Origin of the sequence: Hyphomicrobium sp. NDB2Meth4 (assembly GCF_900117445.1) — a bacterium.
In the GTDB taxonomy this organism is placed as follows: domain Bacteria; phylum Pseudomonadota; class Alphaproteobacteria; order Rhizobiales; family Hyphomicrobiaceae; genus Hyphomicrobium_A.
Genome location: NZ_FPEJ01000001.1, coordinates 1,089,872 through 1,106,808, shown reverse-complemented (window position 1 = coordinate 1,106,808; position 16,937 = coordinate 1,089,872). Strand labels below are relative to the sequence as shown.

General features: G+C 62.5%; 23 protein-coding genes. 3 read left to right on the top strand and 20 right to left on the bottom strand.

The genetic code is table 11. From position 1 onward, the window contains the following. Nucleotides 1-24: 24 nt before the first annotated feature. The 17 genes from NDB2M4_RS05255 to motA form a co-directional block, all read right to left on the bottom strand. Nucleotides 25-966, bottom strand: coding sequence for a flagellin N-terminal helical domain-containing protein (locus NDB2M4_RS05255; RefSeq protein ID WP_072371002.1), 942 nt, complete (start codon nt 964-966; stop codon nt 25-27). Nucleotides 967-1,096: 130 nt separating this feature from the next. Continuing rightward, on the bottom strand, nt 1,097-1,891 hold the full coding sequence (locus NDB2M4_RS05250) for a flagellar type III secretion system pore protein FliP (protein WP_072371000.1): 795 nt from the start codon (nt 1,889-1,891) through the stop codon (nt 1,097-1,099). Beyond that, a complete protein-coding gene (locus tag NDB2M4_RS05245; RefSeq protein WP_083555798.1) occupies nt 1,888-2,376 on the bottom strand; it encodes a flagellar basal body-associated FliL family protein in 489 nt (162 codons plus the stop codon). Before NDB2M4_RS05245 ends, NDB2M4_RS05250 begins: the two co-directional genes overlap by 4 nt. Nucleotides 2,377-2,389: 13 nt before the next feature. After that, nucleotides 2,390-3,106 carry a flagellar basal body L-ring protein FlgH gene (gene flgH / locus NDB2M4_RS05240; RefSeq protein ID WP_072370997.1) on the bottom strand — a complete coding sequence of 239 codons (717 nt, stop codon included), beginning with the start codon at nt 3,104-3,106 and terminating at the stop codon, nt 2,390-2,392. Beyond that, nucleotides 3,103-3,957: a MotE family protein gene (locus NDB2M4_RS05235; RefSeq protein ID WP_139247089.1), complete on the bottom strand. Its 855-nt coding sequence runs from the start codon at nt 3,955-3,957 to the stop codon at nt 3,103-3,105. The genes flgH and NDB2M4_RS05235 overlap by 4 nt, the downstream gene beginning before the upstream one ends. Beyond that, complete coding sequence (gene flgI, locus NDB2M4_RS05230) at nt 3,957-5,030, bottom strand: flagellar basal body P-ring protein FlgI (RefSeq protein WP_244536067.1); 1,074 nt, start codon at nt 5,028-5,030, stop codon at nt 3,957-3,959. The genes NDB2M4_RS05235 and flgI overlap by 1 nt, the downstream gene beginning before the upstream one ends. Nucleotides 5,031-5,125: 95 nt before the next feature. Next, the gene (flgA, locus tag NDB2M4_RS05225; protein ID WP_072370992.1) at nt 5,126-5,605 is read right to left on the bottom strand and encodes a flagellar basal body P-ring formation chaperone FlgA; all 480 of its coding nucleotides are present in this window, start codon (nt 5,603-5,605) and stop codon (nt 5,126-5,128) included. A gap of 2 nt (nt 5,606-5,607) precedes the next feature. Further along, on the bottom strand, nt 5,608-6,390 hold the full coding sequence (gene flgG, locus NDB2M4_RS05220) for a flagellar basal-body rod protein FlgG (RefSeq protein ID WP_072370989.1): 783 nt from the start codon (nt 6,388-6,390) through the stop codon (nt 5,608-5,610). Between the two features lie 12 nt (nt 6,391-6,402). Then, the gene (locus NDB2M4_RS05215) at nt 6,403-6,723 is read right to left on the bottom strand and encodes a flagellar hook-basal body complex protein FliE (protein WP_072370986.1); all 321 of its coding nucleotides are present in this window, start codon (nt 6,721-6,723) and stop codon (nt 6,403-6,405) included. After that, nucleotides 6,723-7,142, bottom strand: coding sequence for a flagellar basal body rod protein FlgC (gene flgC, locus NDB2M4_RS05210; RefSeq protein WP_072370983.1), 420 nt, complete (start codon nt 7,140-7,142; stop codon nt 6,723-6,725). Before flgC ends, NDB2M4_RS05215 begins: the two co-directional genes overlap by 1 nt. Before the next feature lie 2 nt (nt 7,143-7,144). Next, nucleotides 7,145-7,525 carry a flagellar basal body rod protein FlgB gene (flgB, locus tag NDB2M4_RS05205; protein ID WP_072370980.1) on the bottom strand — a complete coding sequence of 127 codons (381 nt, stop codon included), beginning with the start codon at nt 7,523-7,525 and terminating at the stop codon, nt 7,145-7,147. A 42-nt stretch (nt 7,526-7,567) separates the two neighbouring features. After that, the gene (locus NDB2M4_RS05200) at nt 7,568-8,056 is read right to left on the bottom strand and encodes a hypothetical protein (RefSeq protein ID WP_244536046.1); all 489 of its coding nucleotides are present in this window, start codon (nt 8,054-8,056) and stop codon (nt 7,568-7,570) included. Then, nucleotides 8,053-9,147, bottom strand: coding sequence for a flagellar biosynthesis protein FlhB (gene flhB, locus NDB2M4_RS05195; RefSeq protein WP_072370975.1), 1,095 nt, complete (start codon nt 9,145-9,147; stop codon nt 8,053-8,055). The genes NDB2M4_RS05200 and flhB overlap by 4 nt, the downstream gene beginning before the upstream one ends. 8 nt (nt 9,148-9,155) lie before the next feature. Beyond that, a complete protein-coding gene (locus NDB2M4_RS05190; RefSeq protein ID WP_072370972.1) occupies nt 9,156-10,184 on the bottom strand; it encodes a flagellar motor switch protein FliG in 1,029 nt (342 codons plus the stop codon). A gap of 9 nt (nt 10,185-10,193) precedes the next feature. Further along, a complete protein-coding gene (fliN, locus tag NDB2M4_RS05185; RefSeq protein ID WP_072370970.1) occupies nt 10,194-10,568 on the bottom strand; it encodes a flagellar motor switch protein FliN in 375 nt (124 codons plus the stop codon). Nucleotides 10,569-10,606: 38 nt separating this feature from the next. Continuing rightward, a complete protein-coding gene (locus NDB2M4_RS05180; RefSeq protein WP_083555793.1) occupies nt 10,607-11,539 on the bottom strand; it encodes a FliM/FliN family flagellar motor switch protein in 933 nt (310 codons plus the stop codon). A gap of 3 nt (nt 11,540-11,542) precedes the next feature. After that, a complete protein-coding gene (gene motA, locus NDB2M4_RS05175) occupies nt 11,543-12,433 on the bottom strand; it encodes a flagellar motor stator protein MotA (RefSeq protein ID WP_072370967.1) in 891 nt (296 codons plus the stop codon). Between the two features lie 160 nt (nt 12,434-12,593). Here motA and NDB2M4_RS05170 point away from each other — a divergent pair, with 160 nt between their 5' ends. The 3 genes from NDB2M4_RS05170 (at nt 12,594) to fliI (ending at nt 15,454) form a co-directional block, all read left to right on the top strand. Further along, nucleotides 12,594-13,376: a DUF1217 domain-containing protein gene (locus NDB2M4_RS05170; RefSeq protein WP_072371893.1), complete on the top strand. Its 783-nt coding sequence runs from the start codon at nt 12,594-12,596 to the stop codon at nt 13,374-13,376. Between the two features lie 3 nt (nt 13,377-13,379). Further along, the gene (gene flgF, locus NDB2M4_RS05165; protein ID WP_072370964.1) at nt 13,380-14,105 is read left to right on the top strand and encodes a flagellar basal-body rod protein FlgF; all 726 of its coding nucleotides are present in this window, start codon (nt 13,380-13,382) and stop codon (nt 14,103-14,105) included. A gap of 62 nt (nt 14,106-14,167) precedes the next feature. Continuing rightward, nucleotides 14,168-15,454, top strand: coding sequence for a flagellar protein export ATPase FliI (fliI, locus tag NDB2M4_RS05160; protein WP_083555923.1), 1,287 nt, complete (start codon nt 14,168-14,170; stop codon nt 15,452-15,454). Nucleotides 15,455-15,469: 15 nt separating this feature from the next. Here the strand turns inward: fliI and NDB2M4_RS05155 are convergent, their stop codons facing one another. Genes NDB2M4_RS05155 through NDB2M4_RS05145 form a run of 3 tightly spaced genes read right to left on the bottom strand, consistent with a single transcriptional unit; the run spans nt 15,470 to nt 16,886 of the window. Beyond that, nucleotides 15,470-15,961 (bottom strand): hypothetical protein, encoded by a 492-nt coding sequence (locus tag NDB2M4_RS05155; RefSeq protein ID WP_072370958.1) that lies wholly within the window; start codon nt 15,959-15,961, stop codon nt 15,470-15,472. Continuing rightward, nucleotides 15,958-16,353, bottom strand: coding sequence for a hypothetical protein (locus tag NDB2M4_RS05150; RefSeq protein ID WP_072370956.1), 396 nt, complete (start codon nt 16,351-16,353; stop codon nt 15,958-15,960). The genes NDB2M4_RS05155 and NDB2M4_RS05150 overlap by 4 nt, the downstream gene beginning before the upstream one ends. Continuing rightward, entirely contained in the window at nt 16,353-16,886 is a 534-nt protein-coding gene (locus NDB2M4_RS05145; protein WP_072370953.1) for a rod-binding protein, read from the bottom strand. The genes NDB2M4_RS05150 and NDB2M4_RS05145 overlap by 1 nt, the downstream gene beginning before the upstream one ends. Nucleotides 16,887-16,937 lie beyond the last annotated feature (51 nt).

Below are 16,937 nucleotides of genomic sequence, written 5' to 3'. Positions count from 1 at the left end.
TCCACCCTCTGGGCGGGCCCCGGCTTAGTTCTGGAACAGCGTGAGGATGCTCTGGCTCGACGAGTTGGCGATCGAGAGGGCCTGGATGCCGAGTTGCTGCTTCACCTGCAGAGCCTGGAGGCGAGTCGATTCTTCGTTCATGTCCGCGTCGACAAGCTGACTAATGCCACCCTCGATAGCGTCCATGAGAGCGTCGACGAACGACTGTTGAATTTCAATGCGGGCGCTGGCGGCGCCGAGCCCGGTTGCGCCGGCAGCCATCTCGGTGATCGCCAGGTCGGCGCCCTTGATGTAGCCGTCAAGGATGGCGAGGTCGGCGGCGCTATCAGTCAAAGTGGAGATGTCCAGCGTGGCGATGGAGAATGTGCCGGCCGCATCGATGACTCCGGTGACTGCGTTGCGGGTGGAATCGAGAATCCCGCTGGCGGCTGCGTTGGCGTCGAACAACACCATCGCCGTCGTGTCGATCGAGATGGTCTGCACCGAAATCGTGCCGCCGGCCCGGCTGATCGAAGAGACGACCTGCTTCGTCGCATTGAAGCCGGCCGCGCTGGAATCGACCGAGAGCCAGTTCTGGCCCTGGAGACTAGCCGCGTCGGCGATGCCCTTGAGCTGAGCCTGCAGCTCGGAGATTTCCGTCTGTATCTTCTCGCGATCAAGGCCGGGCTGCGCAGCAGCGACGAGCTTGTCTTTGATCTTGGTGACGATGTTCTTGGCTTCGTCGAGCGCGGTGTAGGCGACATCGACGGTCGCCGCGCCAAGACCGAGCGCGTCCTGAACTGTCGACAGAGCCGAGTTATCGGAGCGCATGGTGGTCGCGATCGACCAGTAAGCGGCATTGTCGGCTGCGCTTGCGACGCGCAAGCCGGTGGAAATGCGATCCTGTGTCTGGGTGAGAGCGTTGTTGGTTGCGGTAAGAGACCGCAACGCAGTCATCGCGGCAATGTTGGTGTTGATGCTGGCCATTTGCGTAGGTCCCTAAGCCTGGTCCGATTGCTACTCCATGCCGGATCAGCTCCGGCGCGATGACGCGGCCTCATGCCTTCGGACCGGTGGGCGGTCCAAGCCATCGCAACGCACAGACAACGCACGCAAGCTACGCAAAGGAGCGAATCAAGCCCCCAACGAGTAGATTCCACCCGTCGATCAAAACAAAAAACAGAATTTTGAACGGCAGGGATATGACCGTCGGTGGCAGCATCATCATGCCCATCGACATGGTGAGCGTTGCGACGATCAAGTCGATTACGAGGAACGGCAGAACCATCAGGAAGCCGATCTCGAAACCGCGGCGCAGCTCCGAGATCATGAAAGCGGGAATGATGATGCGCAGGCCGAGCTCGCCGTCAGTGGCCGGCGGGGGCGGGGGCGGTGGTGGCGGCGCGGTGTTCGGCGCGCCACCGTTCTGTTTTGGCCAGAGATGCTCCTGTGCCAGATCGCTGAACAGCTTCAGGTCTTTATCGCGCACGTTGGCGAGCATGAAGCTTTTGAAGGGCGCTGAGATCTTGTCGTAGGCTTCCGCCTCGGTGATCTTGTTCTCCATCAGCGGGACCACGCCGTTCTGCCAGGCGCGATCGAAGGTCGGCGCCATGACGTAGAGCGTCATGAAGAGCGCGAGGCTTATGAGGATCAGGTTGGCCGGGGTGGTCTGAAGGCCGATGCCTGCGCGCAGGAACGACAGGGCGATGACGAAGCGCGTGAAGCACGTCACCATGATGAGGATGCCCGGGGCCACCGAAAGCACGGTGACGAGAATGACGATTTGGACGATGCGGCCTGCCGCGGTGGCATCTCCGGCCGGCATCAGCGATTCCAAGCTCGGCACCTGCTGAGCGGCGGCGTGGGCCGAACCTAGCAGCAACAGGCAAATGATGAGACCGATGCGCTTCATTCGACGATCAGCCCCTGAATGATGAGCTCGTTGACGACGCCGCCGCTGCGGGCGCGCACGCGCTCATTGAGATCCTCGGAAAGGTGCTGGAAGCCGGCGCCGCCTTCGATCTGCTTGACCGAAATCGTGCGCAGGAATGCGACGATGTCCTCGGAGATGCGCGCCGAAAGCGCTTCGACGTCGTCGGGAATCTCCTCGAACACGAGCGAGGATTCGAGCCTGATCCACACGACCGGCGTGTCGGCAAGATTGGTCACGATCGGCGCCAGCGGCTGAAGCTTGGCCCGTTCCATGCGCTGGCGCTCGCCCAAATAGCCGGCGGGCTGCGCGGTCTCGGCGCGCGGCGGTGCATCGGCCGTCGAGACGATCTGCTGGCCGCTGAGGAAGCCAACGGCCGCGGCAAGCAGCGTCAAGCCAGCGACGATGAGCAGGAACTGCATCACCGACAACTGGCCCTTAGGCTGTCCCTCCTCGGTCATCGCCATGCGCAGCGCCCGCTCACCATGGCAGCAAATCGTCGGCGAGCTGCTGCCCCCAGGGCGGCTGCTGCACTTCCATCAGGCGGCCGCGACCACCGTAGGCGATGCGCGCTTCGGCAATCTTCTCGTAGGCGATGGTGTTCTCAGCGGAGATATCGACCGGGCGCACGATGCCCGCCACGTTCAGGACGCGCAACTCGTAGTTGACGCGCACCTCCTGGGAGCCGCTGATCACGAGGTTGCCATTCGGCAGCACGTCCGAGACGACAGCCGCGATCAGCAGCTCGATCTTCTCCGAGCGCTCAATGCCGCCCTCGCTTTTCGTCTTGGTCTTCGATTCCGCGCTGGCGCCCAAGTCGGCGGCATTGGCGATGGTGATGTCGCTCGACGTTGCGCCGTAGGTCGCGCCGAAGTTCAGCTTGTTGGACGCATCGCGCTTACGTTCGGAGTCATTGGCGATCGACGCCTTGTCCTTGATGTAGATCTTGACGGTTACGGTGTCGCCGATTTTGCGCGCTCTGAGATCAGAGAACAGGTCGGCATGGGAATCCTGCCAGATCGAACTGTTTCCGCGGTACACCGGCGGCGGCGACGGCTCCGTCACCATCGACACGCGCTTCGGCACCATGCCGGATCCGACCGGGGTCATGTGCGGCTCGCGATTGAAATCACGCACGTCGACCGCGCAGCCTGCGAGGAGTATCGCCAGTGAGACAAAGCAGAGACGAGCGATCATGATCTGCCCTCACCGGGGTTGGGTGCAGGCGGCCGCGCCGCGGCTGCATTGGCCGCGGGCATGCGCGCTGCACCTGCGATCGTGGCGGCGAGACGGGCTGCCTTTTCGGGAGCCATCTCATTGAGAATGGCGCTTGCCGCTTGCGGATCCAGCTTTACCAGGAGCGAAGCGGCGGTTTCCTCGTCCATTGAAACGAGCTGCGAGGCGGCCGCATCCGGTTCCATCTGGGTGTAGATCTTCACGAGCGTGGTTGTGGCGCGCTTCAGGAACTGGTCGCGGCGCTCGACCCAGGATTTGTATTCGGCGCTCTTGGCCTCCAACGTCGCGATGCGGCGGCCGATCTGCTGCTCCATCTCCGCAAGCTTTGCTTTCTGCAAGGCGATGCGCGCTTCCGCTGCAGAGTTGGAGATACCGGCGCAATAGCCGCGCGCGAGATCACCGCCCTGGCCGTCGACGGCTCCGGTCGTCAGATCGCTGGAAGCCGCTTGGCCGTCTTCGGAAAACAAGCGGGCCGCATCGGCTGGCGATGGAACGCTATTTTCTTTGCTTTTGTTGATCGCTCCGGTCGTAACGTCATCGACAGGGATGAGCACGAGCTTCTTGCTTTTGTCGCGGTCGGGCTTGGGTTCGGGAACGGGAGGCGAGGCGACGGGAACACCCACCGGTCTGCGGGGTGGCGTACGCGGAACGGGCATAGCGTCCATGGCACGATGGATTGCCTCGGACTTCGTGATCGGCGCAACCGTTGGGCTCCAGCTCTGCTGCGCCAACGCCGGCGCAGAGGCGCACACCACGCAGACGAGCAGCGCCGCCGCCGCGTGCAAGAGCGGGATGACGCTGGCCATTCTCATTATTGCACCACGAGGTCGGCCTGGAGGGCACCGGACGTCTTGATCGCCTGCAGAACTGCGATGATGCCTTGCGGCTTCAAGCCCATGCGATTGAGGCCGCGCACAAGCACCTGAAGGCTGGTGCCACGAACGATGCGCAGCGCGCCGCCCTGCTCATAAGTTGAGATATCCGTTTCGGGCGTGACCACGGTCTGGCCTTCGGAGAAGGGCAGCGGCTGGGACACCTGCGGGGTTTCCGTAACCGTCACGTTGAGGTTTCCGTGACTGACGGCGACGGTCGATATCTGCACGTCGCGGCCGATCACGATCGTGCCGGTGCGTTCGTCTACGACCACGCGCGCGGGCACGTCCGGCTCAACGATAAGCTCACCGATCTCCGCCATCAGGCGCGTTGGCGTGATGCCGGGCGGGCGCTTGACGGCTACGCTGCGCAAGTCGGCGGCGCGCGCCAACTGCACGCCAAAGCGGTCGAGACCGTAAGCGTTGACGGCGTCGGCGATGCGAATTGCCGTTGAGAAGTCCGGGTTGCGCAGCTCGAGACCGATGAATTCGACGTCCATGAACTGGCCGGGCGCTTCGCGCTCGATAAGGGCGCCATTGGGAATGCGGCCGGAGGTCGGCACGTTTTGTGTGACGGTCTGGGCCGCGCCGGTGACTTGGTAGCCGGACACGGTGACGGGCCCCTGCGCGACGCCGTAGACGAGATTGTCGGCGCCGTAGAGCGGCGTCATGATGAGCGTGCCGCCGAGAAGCGAGGTTGAATCACCCAGAGACGACACTGTGACGTCGATGGTGACACCGGTCTGGGCAAACGCCGGCAGCTCGGCGGTGACGATGACCGCGGCGGAGTTGCGCGTGCGGGTATTGAGCTTGCGGACGTTGACGCCCATGCGATCGAGCATCGACTGCAGTGACTGCTCGGTGAAGGGCGAGTTGCGAAGGCTGTCGCCGGTGCCGTTCAAACCGATGACGAGACCATAGCCGACGAGCTGGTTCGGGCGCACGCCCTGCACGGACACGATGTTCTTGATCCGCGTGGGCGAGCCGAAATTGGGAAAAGCAGAAGGCCCCATGTCGCCGTCAAAACGGCCGATGTCGCCGCTGCGCGATGCGCTCGGCGCTCCGACCATGCAGACAAGAAGGATGGCGACGAGGGCGATGGCTCGCTTCATTGATCACTCACGTGAACCGCGCCATCGGCGCCGATAGTGCCTTTGATGATGCGACCGCTATCGGTGTTGCGCACCGATACGGTGTCACCGGGTCCGCCTGACTGCAGGGCGATACCGCTCGCGGTAATGGTGAGCGCCCCGCTCTGGAAGATGACGGACGCCGCCTGACCCTGCGTGACCGAGTGCGGGGCGCGGATGGAGTCGTTGTAGATGGGTTGTCCGGGGAGCAGCGTTTGCTTGGCGACTTTGCCCACGAGACCGTCGCGGGATGGCAATTGGGTGGAGGATGCATCGTCGTTGGTACGGAACGCACGGTCGACGAGCATTGCCTGCTCGATCACTTGTCCAGGATAAATCGTGACGCGCGGAACGGGCAGTTGCAGCTGGCCGGCGGCGAGCGGGCTCGCGCAGCCGACGATAGCGACTACCGCGAGAACCCATTGCGTCGAACGAGATTTGAACCAGGACAGGATCATGGCTATCCCCTCGATATCGTGCTGTACATCTCGTCGACGGCCTGGATGACTTTGGAGTTCATCTCGTAAGACCGCTGCGCCGTGATGAGCTCGGTGATTTCCTTGACCGGGTCGACGTTCGAGAGTTCGAGATAGCCCTGCTGCACCGTGCCGAAGCTCGGATCTCCGGGGATGCCGACGGTCGGCGTGCCAGATGCCGGGGTCTCGCGATAGAGGTTGCTGCCCAACGCTTCGAGTCCCGCGTCATTGGCAAAGTTGGCCAATGCGAGCTGACCCAGCGACTGAAGATCGGTCTGATTGCTGATGCGCGCAAACACCTCGCCCGTCTCGTTGATGATCACCTCGGTGGTATCGTTCGGAATGGTGATCTGCGGCTGTACGATGTTGCCGTCCATGGTGACGAGCTGACCATCGGCGTTCTTGTTGAAGGCGCCGGCGCGCGTGTAGAACGTATCGCCATTGGCTCCCTCGATCTGGAACCAGCCGCGACCGTTGATGGCCAGGTCCAGGCTGTTGCCGGTGCTGGTCAGCGCGCCTTGAATGTGCAGGTTGCGGATGGCGGCGGTGCGTACACCGAGCCCGAGCTGCGCGCCTTCCGGGATCGGCGTCTGGTTGCCGCGGTTTGGTGTGCCGGCAGGACGCTCGGTCTGATAGAGCAGATCGGTGAATTCTGCGCGGGCGCGCTTGAACGATGTCGTGTTGATGTTCGCGATGTTGTTCGCGATCACCTCGACGTTCAGCTGCTGCGCGTTCATGCCAGTCGCTGCGATGGCCAGTGCTCTCATTGGACCTGCTCCTTAGATTGCCATCCGGCTGACTTCCATGTACGCGGAGACAACCTTGTCGCGCACCGCGATCGCCGTCTGTAGCGACTGCTCGGCGGCCATCAACGTTTCAACGACCTGCTGAACCGTCGCCTTGTCCTTGATGCCGGCAACAGAGACTGCTTCTGCCTGCTTCAGGCTGTCGACAGTGTCACCAGCCATACGCGCGAGCATGCTGCCGAAATCGGCGCCTGGCTCGGAGACGGCGGCGGCGCTAGCCGATCGCATCGTCGCGTCGCCCTGCACGGGCGAGCTTTGGCCGACGCCGAGAGCGGGGAGGATCTGATCGATCATCAGCTGCCCCTCAACAGGTCGACGGTCGACATCACCATGGCGCGCGACTGTTTCATCATCTGAAGATTAGCCTCGTACGAGCGATTGGCCTCACGCATGTCGGCCATCTCTACGAGCATGTTGACGTTCGGGTATTTCACGTTGCCGTCGGCGTCGGCGGCGGGGTGACCCGGGTTGCGCTCGATGCGGAAGGGCGTCGGATCGGTGCCGATTTGCTCGACGCCGATGACGTTGGTGCCCAGCATCTCGTCGAAGTCGTTGGAGAAGACGATCGTCTTGCGCGCGTAAGGGTCGCCGCCGGGCGTGTTGGCCGTCGATTGCGCGTTCGCCATGTTCTCGGCGATGACGCGCATGCGGTGCGACTGAACGTCAAGTCCAGCAGCGGCAATCTTCTGAGAAGCGTTGAGCGGATCGACCACGGTTAGCCCTTAGTGCTGGTTAGCAGCATGCGGTGGAACGCTTTCACCACGCCGTTATTCAACGCGAAGGCACTGTTGACCTCGCCGGCCTTGACCAACTCCTTCTCGAGGCTGACCGAGTTGCCGGAATCGTAAGTGGCCCAGTTGTCCTCGTCAGTCTGCGGGGCGGCCGAACCGGTGGCGATCGGCTCTCCCAGGTGCGCGGGATCGCTCGTCGCCATGGACAACTGCTCGGACTGGAGCACGGCCTCGAAAGGTTGCACATCGCGCGCGGCATAACCCGGCGTGTTGGCATGGGAGATGTTGCTGGTGATCGTCTCCTGCCGGAGAGACAGCCACTGGCTCCGCTGCGAGGCGATGTCGAAGAGGTAAAGTGAGCTCATGCCGGTCGCTATGCGTTGATGTTCGCATAGCTGAATAAATGCTTAAGCTTGTCCCAGGCTTGTCGCGACCTGACCATCGGCCGGCAGGGGGGCGTCGTCGATGGCGGGGACGGGCATCAGGCGGGCGTCGGCAATGGCTTCAACAAGCCGCCGCGTGTTCTCATCGGGCTCATCGGAGGCCCCTTCAAACGCGACATACGTGATCTCGACGCCGGCGCGTTGCGCTTCGAGCACAAGGCGGAAATAAACGTTGACGCACATGTGGCGGAATTCCATGTCGAGCGCGACCGTGGGCGGGTGGTCCCAGCCGACATCGACGTCGCCAGAATGGCCGAACGATATGGTTCCGGGCTTGAAGAACAGCTCCGCCGAGGACGCAATGAGATTGGCGATGTTGGCGAAGCGCTCGGTGCGCACGAAGTTTATGTAGTCGGCCGGCTCGACGAGGCGCAGGTCCGAGGCCAACTCGCGGATGCCATGCCCCAAAGCACGCTCGCGCTCGTAGGTGAATCTATTGGTCTGCTTCATCATCGAATGGGAGCGCCTGTCTGCGCAGGCCGGCCACGGGACATGATGTATAGGATCACGTTTGCAACAGCCCTGTAGAATTCCGGGGGGATGAGCTGATCGACCTCGACCTTATCGTACAGCGACCTTGCGAGAAGCTTGTCTTCAACGACTGGAATGCCATGGCGTTCGGCTTCGGCGCGAATTTTTAGCGCGACGAGGTCCAGCCCCTTGGCGACGACGAGCGGCGCGTGGCTCTCGGTGCGGACGTAGCGCAGCGCGATGGCATAGTGGGTCGGGTTGGCGATGACGACGGTTGCGCGTGGAACGCGGGCAATCATGCGCTTGCGGGCGCGGTCGCGGGCCAATGAGCGCAGCCTCGCCTTGATGATCGGGTCGCCGTCGGATTGCTTATGCTCGTCCTTGACCTCCTGCTTGGTCATGCGCAGCTCGCGGCGCCAGAACACGCGTGACCAGACGAGGTCGGCAACAACGAGCACGACGAGCGCGGCCACGACAGACAAGAACAGGCGAACCGTCATGCTCTTGAGCAGCTCGGGCAGCGCGTATGGCGACATGAACATCGCGTTGAAGACGTCATAGCGGGCGGCGCGAACGATCAGGTAGGCGAGGACAGAAAGCGCTGCGAGCTTGAACACGCCCTTGGCAAACTCGACCCAGCCCTGGACACCGAAAAGCCGCTTCCAACCGGCTTTGATCGATAGGCGGGAAAGCTGCGGCTGGATGCGATCGAAGACGATATTGGGTGAGTTCTGGAACAGGGAGCTTGCCAGACCGGCGATGGCGAGCACCAGGACTGCCGGTCCGAGGACGCGGGCTGCGTCGAGGTTCAGCGCGCCGAACACCTGAACGACATCGGCGGTGTTCTCCAGCGGCCAGCGGCCCGGATCGTCGATGAAGCTCTTGAGCGACGAGGCAAGTTCGATCGCGCCGCCGACGATGAAGAAGCTCGTGATGATCAGAAGGCCAACCAGTGAGGCGAACGTCGGAAGCTCCTTAGAGAACGGCACGCTGCCCTTCTCGATGGAGTCGCGGAGCTTCTTCTCCGTCGCTTCCTCTGTTTTACTTTCCTTGTCCTGATCGTTATCGGCCATTCAGCGCGTCAATCAAATTCGTTGTCGTTGTCGCGATCTTCGAGCGTGATCTCGCCACGCGCCATGAGTCCGAGAACAACGGCGACGATGCCGCGCCGCGCCTCGTCGATGTCGCGTTGCCGTGCCGGAGGTGCTGCCTCCAACTCGGCTTCGACCATGCGGCGGACACGCGAGGTGAGCGTCGACAGAACGGCTTCCTGCAGGTCCGGGGCGGAGCCGTTGAGGGCGAGCACGACTTGCTCGGTCGGGACCTTCTCGAGAATGAGGCCACGCGCGCGCGGCTTGAGATTGGCGATATCGGCGAACGAGAAGAGCATGCTCTTGAGCTCGTTGGCGTCCTCCGGCCTCGTTGCCGCGATGCTCTTCAGGATCTCGTTTGCCTGCGAACCATCGAGCTTATTCAAGATGCCGGCGATGGTCCTGCGCGTTTCGGGGTTCGGCGAAGAAACGATCGTGGCCATGAGGTCGTCACGCAAGCCGTTCTCGATTGCCGTCATGGCGCTATCGGATACGCCGCTGAGGCCGAGCATGCGACGCAAGAGCGAATGACGGAACTCGGGCTCCAGCGAGCGCAGAAGGCGCGCGCCGACGTTCGAATCGATGCGTGAAAGGATGACGGCGATGGTCTGCGGATGCTCTTTCATGATGAGCGACTGCAAGACATTGTCGCGCAGCGGGACGAGCTTCTCCCACACCGACTGGGTGTCGTTGGGCTGGTCGCGCATGTACTGCGCGATTTCATCAGCCGACATGACATCCGCCAGCAGATTCTTCACTTCATCGGCGGAACCGGAAAATCCCATGCCCCCGGTAAAGCTCTGAGCGAACTCCTCGATGAGGTCCTCTACCTCGTCGGAGCTGACAGGGCGCAGGCGTGCACTGGAACGCGTCAGCAAGCGCAGCTCTTCGGGATCGAGACGACGCAGTAGTTGCGCGGCCTTCGTCTTGCCGAGCGCAAGCAGCAGGACGCCGACCTTTTCAGGGCCGGAAAGCGCGTTGCGCTTGGAACTGCTGCGATGCTGGGAATAAGCGCTCATGGTGCGTTGTTAAGCAATGGTCTCGGTGCCGGGCGGACCGACGACCTCGGTCAGCGAAATTCCCAGGCGCGAAGGGTCATCGTCCATGACCACCACCTCACCCCGCGCCACGACGCGCCCATTGACGATGACGTCAACCGGCTCGCCCAGCTTTCGGTCGAGCGGGATCAAGGCGCCGCGACCCAGCTTCATCAGCGCTGCGACGGGCATCGACGCAGATCCCAGCACGATCTTCACCGTGACAGGGATGCGCATGATGGTATCGAGGCTCAGACCCTCGGCGGATGTTGCAGCGGGAGCGGCAGCATACGCGGGTGGTGCTTTTCCATAACCATCAGCAGGGTCGCCTTCGGATTGCAGATTGAGTGGATCGAAATTCGACATGCGCTTTCCTTGATCGGGGTCTCGTTCACGGCTGAGCCTCAGCCGGCGAGAATGTCATCCATGAACTCTTGATGCTGATCGATAAAGTCGCGAACGCGCAGCGCATACGCACCATTGGACTTGCCGATCTCGCAGTTGAGCAGAGCCTCGCCGTTGCATTCGACGCGGAGCACACCTTCGGGCGAGGCGCTCAAAGGGAGGACCTGGCCGACCGAGAAACGGGCGACATCGGCCAACGTCAGCTCCTGCTCGTCCAGCACAGCAACGAGACCGACACTCGCCCGCGAGACCTCGCTCTGGATTTTCTGGCTCCAGGCAGGATCGGGGCGAACAGATTCCGGACCCGCAGTGCGTGACAGCTCGTTGCGCATCGGGCTCAGCACCGACTGCGACAGCAGCAGCGTGACGCCGCCCCCGAGCCCAACGGCGAACAGGTGATATTTGGCGGCGACGAGGGGGACTGTCAGTCGCCCGAGCACCTCGAAGCTGACACGGGGAGCTACCTCACCGACGAGGAAATTGGTGGGAGCAACGACCGAGAACGCCTGTTCCAGCGCATGGGCGAACTGCGTGAAAGCGAGCTGCGCCAGGCCCAATTCGGTTCGGGTGAGCGGCCGGTCGGGCATCGGTGCGGGCTCGGAGCCGTCTCCACCGAGCAGCAATTCAACAACGGTGAAAACGAACTCGTAGTCGGCGCACAGGATGAGACGCGCGTTCCATTTCGATGCTTCGAGGACGCAGGCGACGGCCTGGTTGGCGGTGCCGGCGATCATCGCATCGGCCGGGCCGCTTTCGACGCCGACCAGAACGACCTCAGGAGCCTTCGTTACGATATGGGTGAACTGATCGGCCCAATCGCTCGCCACCTTCTGCAGGATGGTGCGCAGCATCGGCAGGCGTTCGACGAGGTCCTGGGGACCCGCGAACAAACCTTCGAGGCTTTTACGCGTGGCGGCGGCGGGCTGTGCCATGCGTCAGGCCGCCTCCGCAGTCGCCGTCTCCCCACCGGCGCCGCTGGAGCTGAGTGCGATCTGCTCCACGTCGTCGATTGACGGGCGCTCATAGACCGAGATGGTCTTGCGGCCGTGCTCGAGCGCGACTTGCGGCATGGCGCCATTCATGAAGGCGAGCAGGGCCTGCTTGACGATCACGTAGGAGCGCAGCTGCTTCTCGCGCAGCGTCTTGATCTTGGTCGCGAGCGGGGTGAACACCGCGTACGACATGAAAATGCCGGCGAAAGTGCCGACAAGCGCGGCGCCGATGAGGTGCCCCAGGACTTCTGGCGATTCATCGAGCGCGCCCATGGCTTTCACAACGCCGAGGACCGCGGCGACGATGCCGAGGGCGGGCAGGCCTTCCCCCACCGCTACGAGCGCGTGATACGGCTTCGTCTTGTCGGTGCGGACGGTGTTGATCTCTTCATCCATCAGCGCCTCGATCTCGTGGGTGCGAGCGTTGCCGATGATGATCAGACGAAAGTAATCGCAGATGAACGTCGTCAGGTCGCGGTTGGCGGCGATGGACGGGAACTTCTGGAACAGGGCGGACTGCTCCGGGCTGTCGATGTGCTCCTCGACCTCGTTGCGGGGCTTTGAGCGAAGCTCGCGCATGAGGAAGTAGAGGATGCCGAGAACCTCAAGGTACTGCTGGCGGCCCGGCGCATCGCCGGTTACCGCTTCCTTAATGCCGGCCCCGGTGTCCTTGATGGTCTTCATCGGGTTGGCAACGATGAACGTGCCGAGGGCAGAGCCGCCGATGATGACGAACTCCCACGGCTGCCAGATAACGCCGACGTGCCCGCCCATGGCGACGAAACCACCGAGCATGCAGGCGAGGGTAACGATCAGGCCAATCGCGATGGTCACGTCAGGGAATCCGAAGTGATTTTATCCTCTTATGAGTTGAAGCATCACTTCCTTGCGTGAAGCTGGCTGCCACAGGGATCCAGATTGCGGTTTGGCCACCAGCTTCGCGAAAGCCAATTCGTGCAGCTTTCCGGCCACCCATTCATTTGGAACCCAGATCGTGCTCACCACCCTCGCGAATTACCGTCTGGTCAGCCAGAACCTGGAGCGGACGCTGTCGGCGACAGCCGAGCAGCCTCAGGTGGAGCGGGAGACCGCCTACTACCTCGAAAACATCGGCAATGTGAAGTCGATCGACGACTTCCTCTCCGACGACAGGCTGTTCAAGTACGCCATGAAGGCGTGGGGCCTGGAGGAGATGGACTACGCCAAGGCATTCATGCGCAAGGTGCTGACGGAGGGCGTCGATGCGGACAAGGCATTTGCAAACACGCTGTCTGATTCGCGCTACAAGGAATTTGCCAAGGCCTTCAACTTCAAGCTCTACGGCGAGACGACCACGACGTGGAACTCTGCAAAGCAGGGCACCGTCGACCGCTACATGCGCCAGCAGCTGGAAGAGGATGCCGGCGAGCAGAACGAGGGCGTGCGGCTGGCGCTCTATTTCGAACGCAACGCTTCGAACATCACGAGCGCCTACTCCATCCTGGCAGACAAGGCGCTACTCAAAGTTGCACAAACGCTCTATGGGCTGCCCGAGACGATGTCGCTGCTCGACATCGACCAGCAGGCGAAGATGCTGGAAAAGTTCATGAACCTCGAGGACTTCCAGGATCCCGTGGAAATTCAGAAGATGCTGATCAGTTTCTCGGCGAAGTGGGACGTCGAGAACTCGACCGCCGCGGAGACGAACCCCGCCGTTGCGCTGTTGCAGCCGATCGAGGCGGGGATCAGCTACGACCTTCTAAACAGCCTGCAGAACCTCAAGCTGGGCGGGGCCTAAGGAATGCAATCAAGCCTCTACGTCGCACTGTCGTCGCAAATGGCCTTCCAGAAGCGCATCGAGACGATAGCCAACAACGTAGCCAACGCTTCGACGCCAGGCTTCCGCCGCGAGGAAATCAAGTTCGAGCAGATGCTGAGCAACTCTGCGAACGAGCAGGTTGCATTTGCATCGACGGGCGATGCTTTCATCAAGCGCGAAGCAGGGCAGACCATCCACACAGGCAATCCGCTCGATGTAGCGGTGCAGGGCGATGCGTGGCTCGGGCTGCAGACGCCGGCCGGTACGGTCTATACCCGCGACGGTCGGATGCAGATGACGCCCGAAGGCGAACTGCAATCCGTCGCCGGTTACCCGGTGCTCGATGTCGGCGGTGCGCCGCTGCGCATCAATCCGAATGCCGGTCCGGTCAAGATTGCCAGCGACGGCATGATCACGCAAAACGGGCTGCAACTCGGCGCAATCGGCCTATTTACGATCGCACCCGACGCATCGCTGTCACGCTACGATAACTCGGGCGTCATTCCTGATAAGGGCGCTGCGCCGGCGCTCGATTTCAACCGCGTCGGCGTCATTCAGGGTCACATCGAGGGATCGAACGTCAACCCGATGTGGGAGATGTCGCAGCTGATCATGGCATCGCGCAGCTACGACTCTGTCTCCAACTCGATCAATCAGTCGGAAGATTCGCTGAAAGAAGCGATTAAAGCGCTGGCGCCCACCTCGTGAGCGAGGTAGCGGGCCGCGAGAGCGCGCGCAACCGCCTCGATGCATTGGCCGACCGCGTGTCGATGGCCAACGCGACGCAGCCCTTGGTGCAGGTCGGCGGCACCATCAGCCAAGTTACACCAGCATTTTGCTGCGTATCCGGCCTGTCGCCATTCGTCAGGCTTGGGGACCGGGTGAGACTGGAAGCCGGCGAGCAGAAGCAGCTGGGCGAGGTGATCCGCCTCGATGAAGCGCGCGTGACCATCAAGACGTTCGATGAGCCGATCGTTGCCGGGCTCGGCGCGCGTGCCTGGCGCATGGGACCGGCCGCTCTCTATCCCGATCCCTCGTGGAAGGGGCACATCTTCAATGCTCTCGGCGCCCCGCTGAGCGATGCCGCGGGGCTGGCGCACGGGCAAAGCGCGGTACTTGCCGATAGAAATGCGCCCGCACCTTTGCGACGCCAGCGGATCGCGAAACCGTTCAAATCCGGCGTGCGGGTGATCGACCTGTTCACGCCGCTTTGCTTCGGGCAGAGAATTGGCATCTTCGCAGGATCGGGCGTGGGCAAGTCTACGCTGCTCGGCATGCTCTCGCGCGCGAAGGGGTTCGACACCGTCGTCATCGCTCTGGTGGGCGAGCGCGGTCGCGAGGTGCGCGAATTCCTCGAAGATACGCTCGGTGAACATCGCGAGCGCGTGATAGCAGTGGTCTCCACGGGCGATGAGAGCCCGATGATGCGTCGTCTTGCGCCAAAAACTGCAACGGCGATTGCCGAGTACTTCCGCGATCGCGGCGAGAACGTGCTGCTCATCGTCGATTCGGTGACGCGCTTTGCGCACGCGGCGCGCGAAGTCGCGTTGGCTGCGGGCGAGCCGCCGGTTGCGCGCGGCTATACGCCGAGTGTGTTCAGCAATCTTCCGACCCTGTTGGAGCGCGCGGGGCCGGGCGAAGAAGGCAGCGGCTCTATTACCGGGATCTATTCGGTGCTGGTGGATGGCGATGATCACAACGATCCAGTGGCCGACAGCATCCGCGGTACACTCGATGGGCACATCGTGCTCGACCGCGCTATTGCGGACCAGGCGCGTTTTCCCGCCGTAAACGTCCTCGCCTCGATTTCACGTCTGTCACAGCTTGGCTGGACGCCGGAACAACGGAACCTGGTGTCGAAGCTGCGGGCCATGATCGCCCGGTTCGAAGACACGCGCGATCTGCGCCTGATGGGCGGCTATCGTGGCGGCGCGGATCCGGAGCTCGATAAGGCGGTAGAGATCGTTCCGAAGCTGTTCGAGGCGATGAAGCAAAGCCCGCGCGATCCGGCCAGCATGGATGCGTTCCAGGAGATGGCGCGGGCGCTGCAGTCGTAACCGGCGGCCATTGCCTCACCGCGAGAAGTTGGGCTGGCCCTTCATGAGGTTTGCGCCTTCGCGTACCTCGCTCTTGGCTACAAAGGCGAACTTCTCGATCAGCACATCCTTGACGAAGCCGTCGCCGAAGCGCTGGTTCACCTGGCCGGCAATCGCTGTCGTCAGCGCCGTCAGGTCCTGCTTCTTCGCACCGCGCATGGCCTCCGCATCTGCAGCGTAAATAGAGCGGAATGCAGCATCGGCAAGGAAGGCATCCGGGGCAACGGACATGCGCTTCAAGATGTCCGATTGCACCGCGAAATTGAATTGCGCGAGCACGTATCCCTGGATTGCTCCTCCGGCGACGATCGGCACGCTGAGCATGCCGGTCTGCATCGTCTCAAGCCCTGTTATCAGCTTGTGGGCCTCTGCCTCCGGCGTGCTGTGCGAGCGCCAGAGCGTTGCCGCGTAGCTCGACAACGCAGTGACCAGACAGATCCAGACCCCGGTGGCGATGAGGCGGATCATCGATAGCCGCCATAGTAGCCGCCGGAGCCTGCGTGCTGCGAGTAGGTTCCATCCCACTCGCTATCCTGGATCGTGTCGGCGACGACCCCTGCGATCTCGCGCACGGCTTCAAGGTGACGGCGCAGCATGGACTGGTTCGCTTCCAGCTTGCCGCGCAGCATGCGCAGGCGGGCGACGAGATCGGAGTCGAGCTCGATGCCTTCCAGCGAGCGGGCGGCGAGCCCAAGCTCGAGCAGGGCCTGGCTCTTATTATTGTTCGATTCCTTGAGGTCGATGGCGGCCCTGGTGCGCAACGCTTCGGTTTCGCGATCGACGAGAACCTCGATGCGCTGCATCGTCCTGTCGATTGCGTTGCGCGCCGCAAAACGGTGATCACGTGAACTCTGAGCCATCATACGTCGTCGACCTTCGTTTGCGTGTGGTGGCCTGCGGCCTGCAAGACCGACTGAGCCGATGAGATTTGCTTCGCGATGCCGATGGTGCCTGTGCGAGCCAACTCTTTGGCGATCTGCTCAGCCATCATCGACTTCCAGATTTCGCCCGCGGTTCCGCGACCGAAGATCGCCTCAGATTCCTTGGGCAGCATGGTCTCGACCATGTTCTGCAGAAGCAGCGCCTCGAACTGGACGTATACGTCGTTGGCCTTCTTTGCGTCGGCGTCGGTATTGGTCTTATCCGCGCTGACGGAGGCGGTGGCGGTGCTCTTGGTGGTCGTGGTAACGCGCGGCGCCTCAGGCGCGTTGGCGACCGCGCGCTTCAGCTCGGTCGTCCAATCCGCGATCTGGTCGGACGCGCTGGTCGCCGCGTGCGCCATCTCGCTGGCCGCGGCACGGCTGAGACGCTCCAGGCGCGCTGCTGCGTCGCGCTGCTTTACAGCGTCGGCGGCGCGCGAGACGCCGAGGATGATGTCTGGACCGGACGTCATGCTCGATCAGCACAGCCCTTTGGCAGCCTGAATGGTAGGTGTGAAAGTCGC

Bases quoted from the DNA above. Each gene is read 5' to 3' on its own strand.
- NDB2M4_RS05255 (WP_072371002.1), bottom strand. From the start codon at position 966: ATGGCCAGCATCAACACCAACATTGCCGCGATGACTGCGTTGCGGTCT.
- NDB2M4_RS05250 (WP_072371000.1), bottom strand. From the start codon at position 1,891: ATGAAGCGCATCGGTCTCATCATTTGCCTGTTGCTGCTAGGTTCGGCC.
- NDB2M4_RS05245 (WP_083555798.1), bottom strand. From the start codon at position 2,376: ATGGCGATGACCGAGGAGGGACAGCCTAAGGGCCAGTTGTCGGTGATG.
- flgH (WP_072370997.1), bottom strand. From the start codon at position 3,106: ATGATCGCTCGTCTCTGCTTTGTCTCACTGGCGATACTCCTCGCAGGC.
- NDB2M4_RS05235 (WP_139247089.1), bottom strand. From the start codon at position 3,957: ATGAGAATGGCCAGCGTCATCCCGCTCTTGCACGCGGCGGCGGCGCTG.
- flgI (WP_244536067.1), bottom strand. From the start codon at position 5,030: ATGGGGCCTTCTGCTTTTCCCAATTTCGGCTCGCCCACGCGGATCAAG.
- flgA (WP_072370992.1), bottom strand. From the start codon at position 5,605: ATGATCCTGTCCTGGTTCAAATCTCGTTCGACGCAATGGGTTCTCGCG.
- flgG (WP_072370989.1), bottom strand. From the start codon at position 6,390: ATGAGAGCACTGGCCATCGCAGCGACTGGCATGAACGCGCAGCAGCTG.
- NDB2M4_RS05215 (WP_072370986.1), bottom strand. From the start codon at position 6,723: ATGATCGATCAGATCCTCCCCGCTCTCGGCGTCGGCCAAAGCTCGCCC.
- flgB (WP_072370980.1), bottom strand. From the start codon at position 7,525: ATGAGCTCACTTTACCTCTTCGACATCGCCTCGCAGCGGAGCCAGTGG.
- NDB2M4_RS05200 (WP_244536046.1), bottom strand. From the start codon at position 8,056: ATGATGAAGCAGACCAATAGATTCACCTACGAGCGCGAGCGTGCTTTG.
- flhB (WP_072370975.1), bottom strand. From the start codon at position 9,147: ATGGCCGATAACGATCAGGACAAGGAAAGTAAAACAGAGGAAGCGACG.
- NDB2M4_RS05190 (WP_072370972.1), bottom strand. From the start codon at position 10,184: ATGAGCGCTTATTCCCAGCATCGCAGCAGTTCCAAGCGCAACGCGCTT.
- fliN (WP_072370970.1), bottom strand. From the start codon at position 10,568: ATGTCGAATTTCGATCCACTCAATCTGCAATCCGAAGGCGACCCTGCT.
- NDB2M4_RS05180 (WP_083555793.1), bottom strand. From the start codon at position 11,539: ATGGCACAGCCCGCCGCCGCCACGCGTAAAAGCCTCGAAGGTTTGTTC.
- flgF (WP_072370964.1), top strand. From the start codon at position 13,380: ATGCAATCAAGCCTCTACGTCGCACTGTCGTCGCAAATGGCCTTCCAG.
- fliI (WP_083555923.1), top strand. From the start codon at position 14,168: ATGGCCAACGCGACGCAGCCCTTGGTGCAGGTCGGCGGCACCATCAGC.
- NDB2M4_RS05155 (WP_072370958.1), bottom strand. From the start codon at position 15,961: ATGATCCGCCTCATCGCCACCGGGGTCTGGATCTGTCTGGTCACTGCG.
- NDB2M4_RS05150 (WP_072370956.1), bottom strand. From the start codon at position 16,353: ATGGCTCAGAGTTCACGTGATCACCGTTTTGCGGCGCGCAACGCAATC.
- NDB2M4_RS05145 (WP_072370953.1), bottom strand. From the start codon at position 16,886: ATGACGTCCGGTCCAGACATCATCCTCGGCGTCTCGCGCGCCGCCGAC.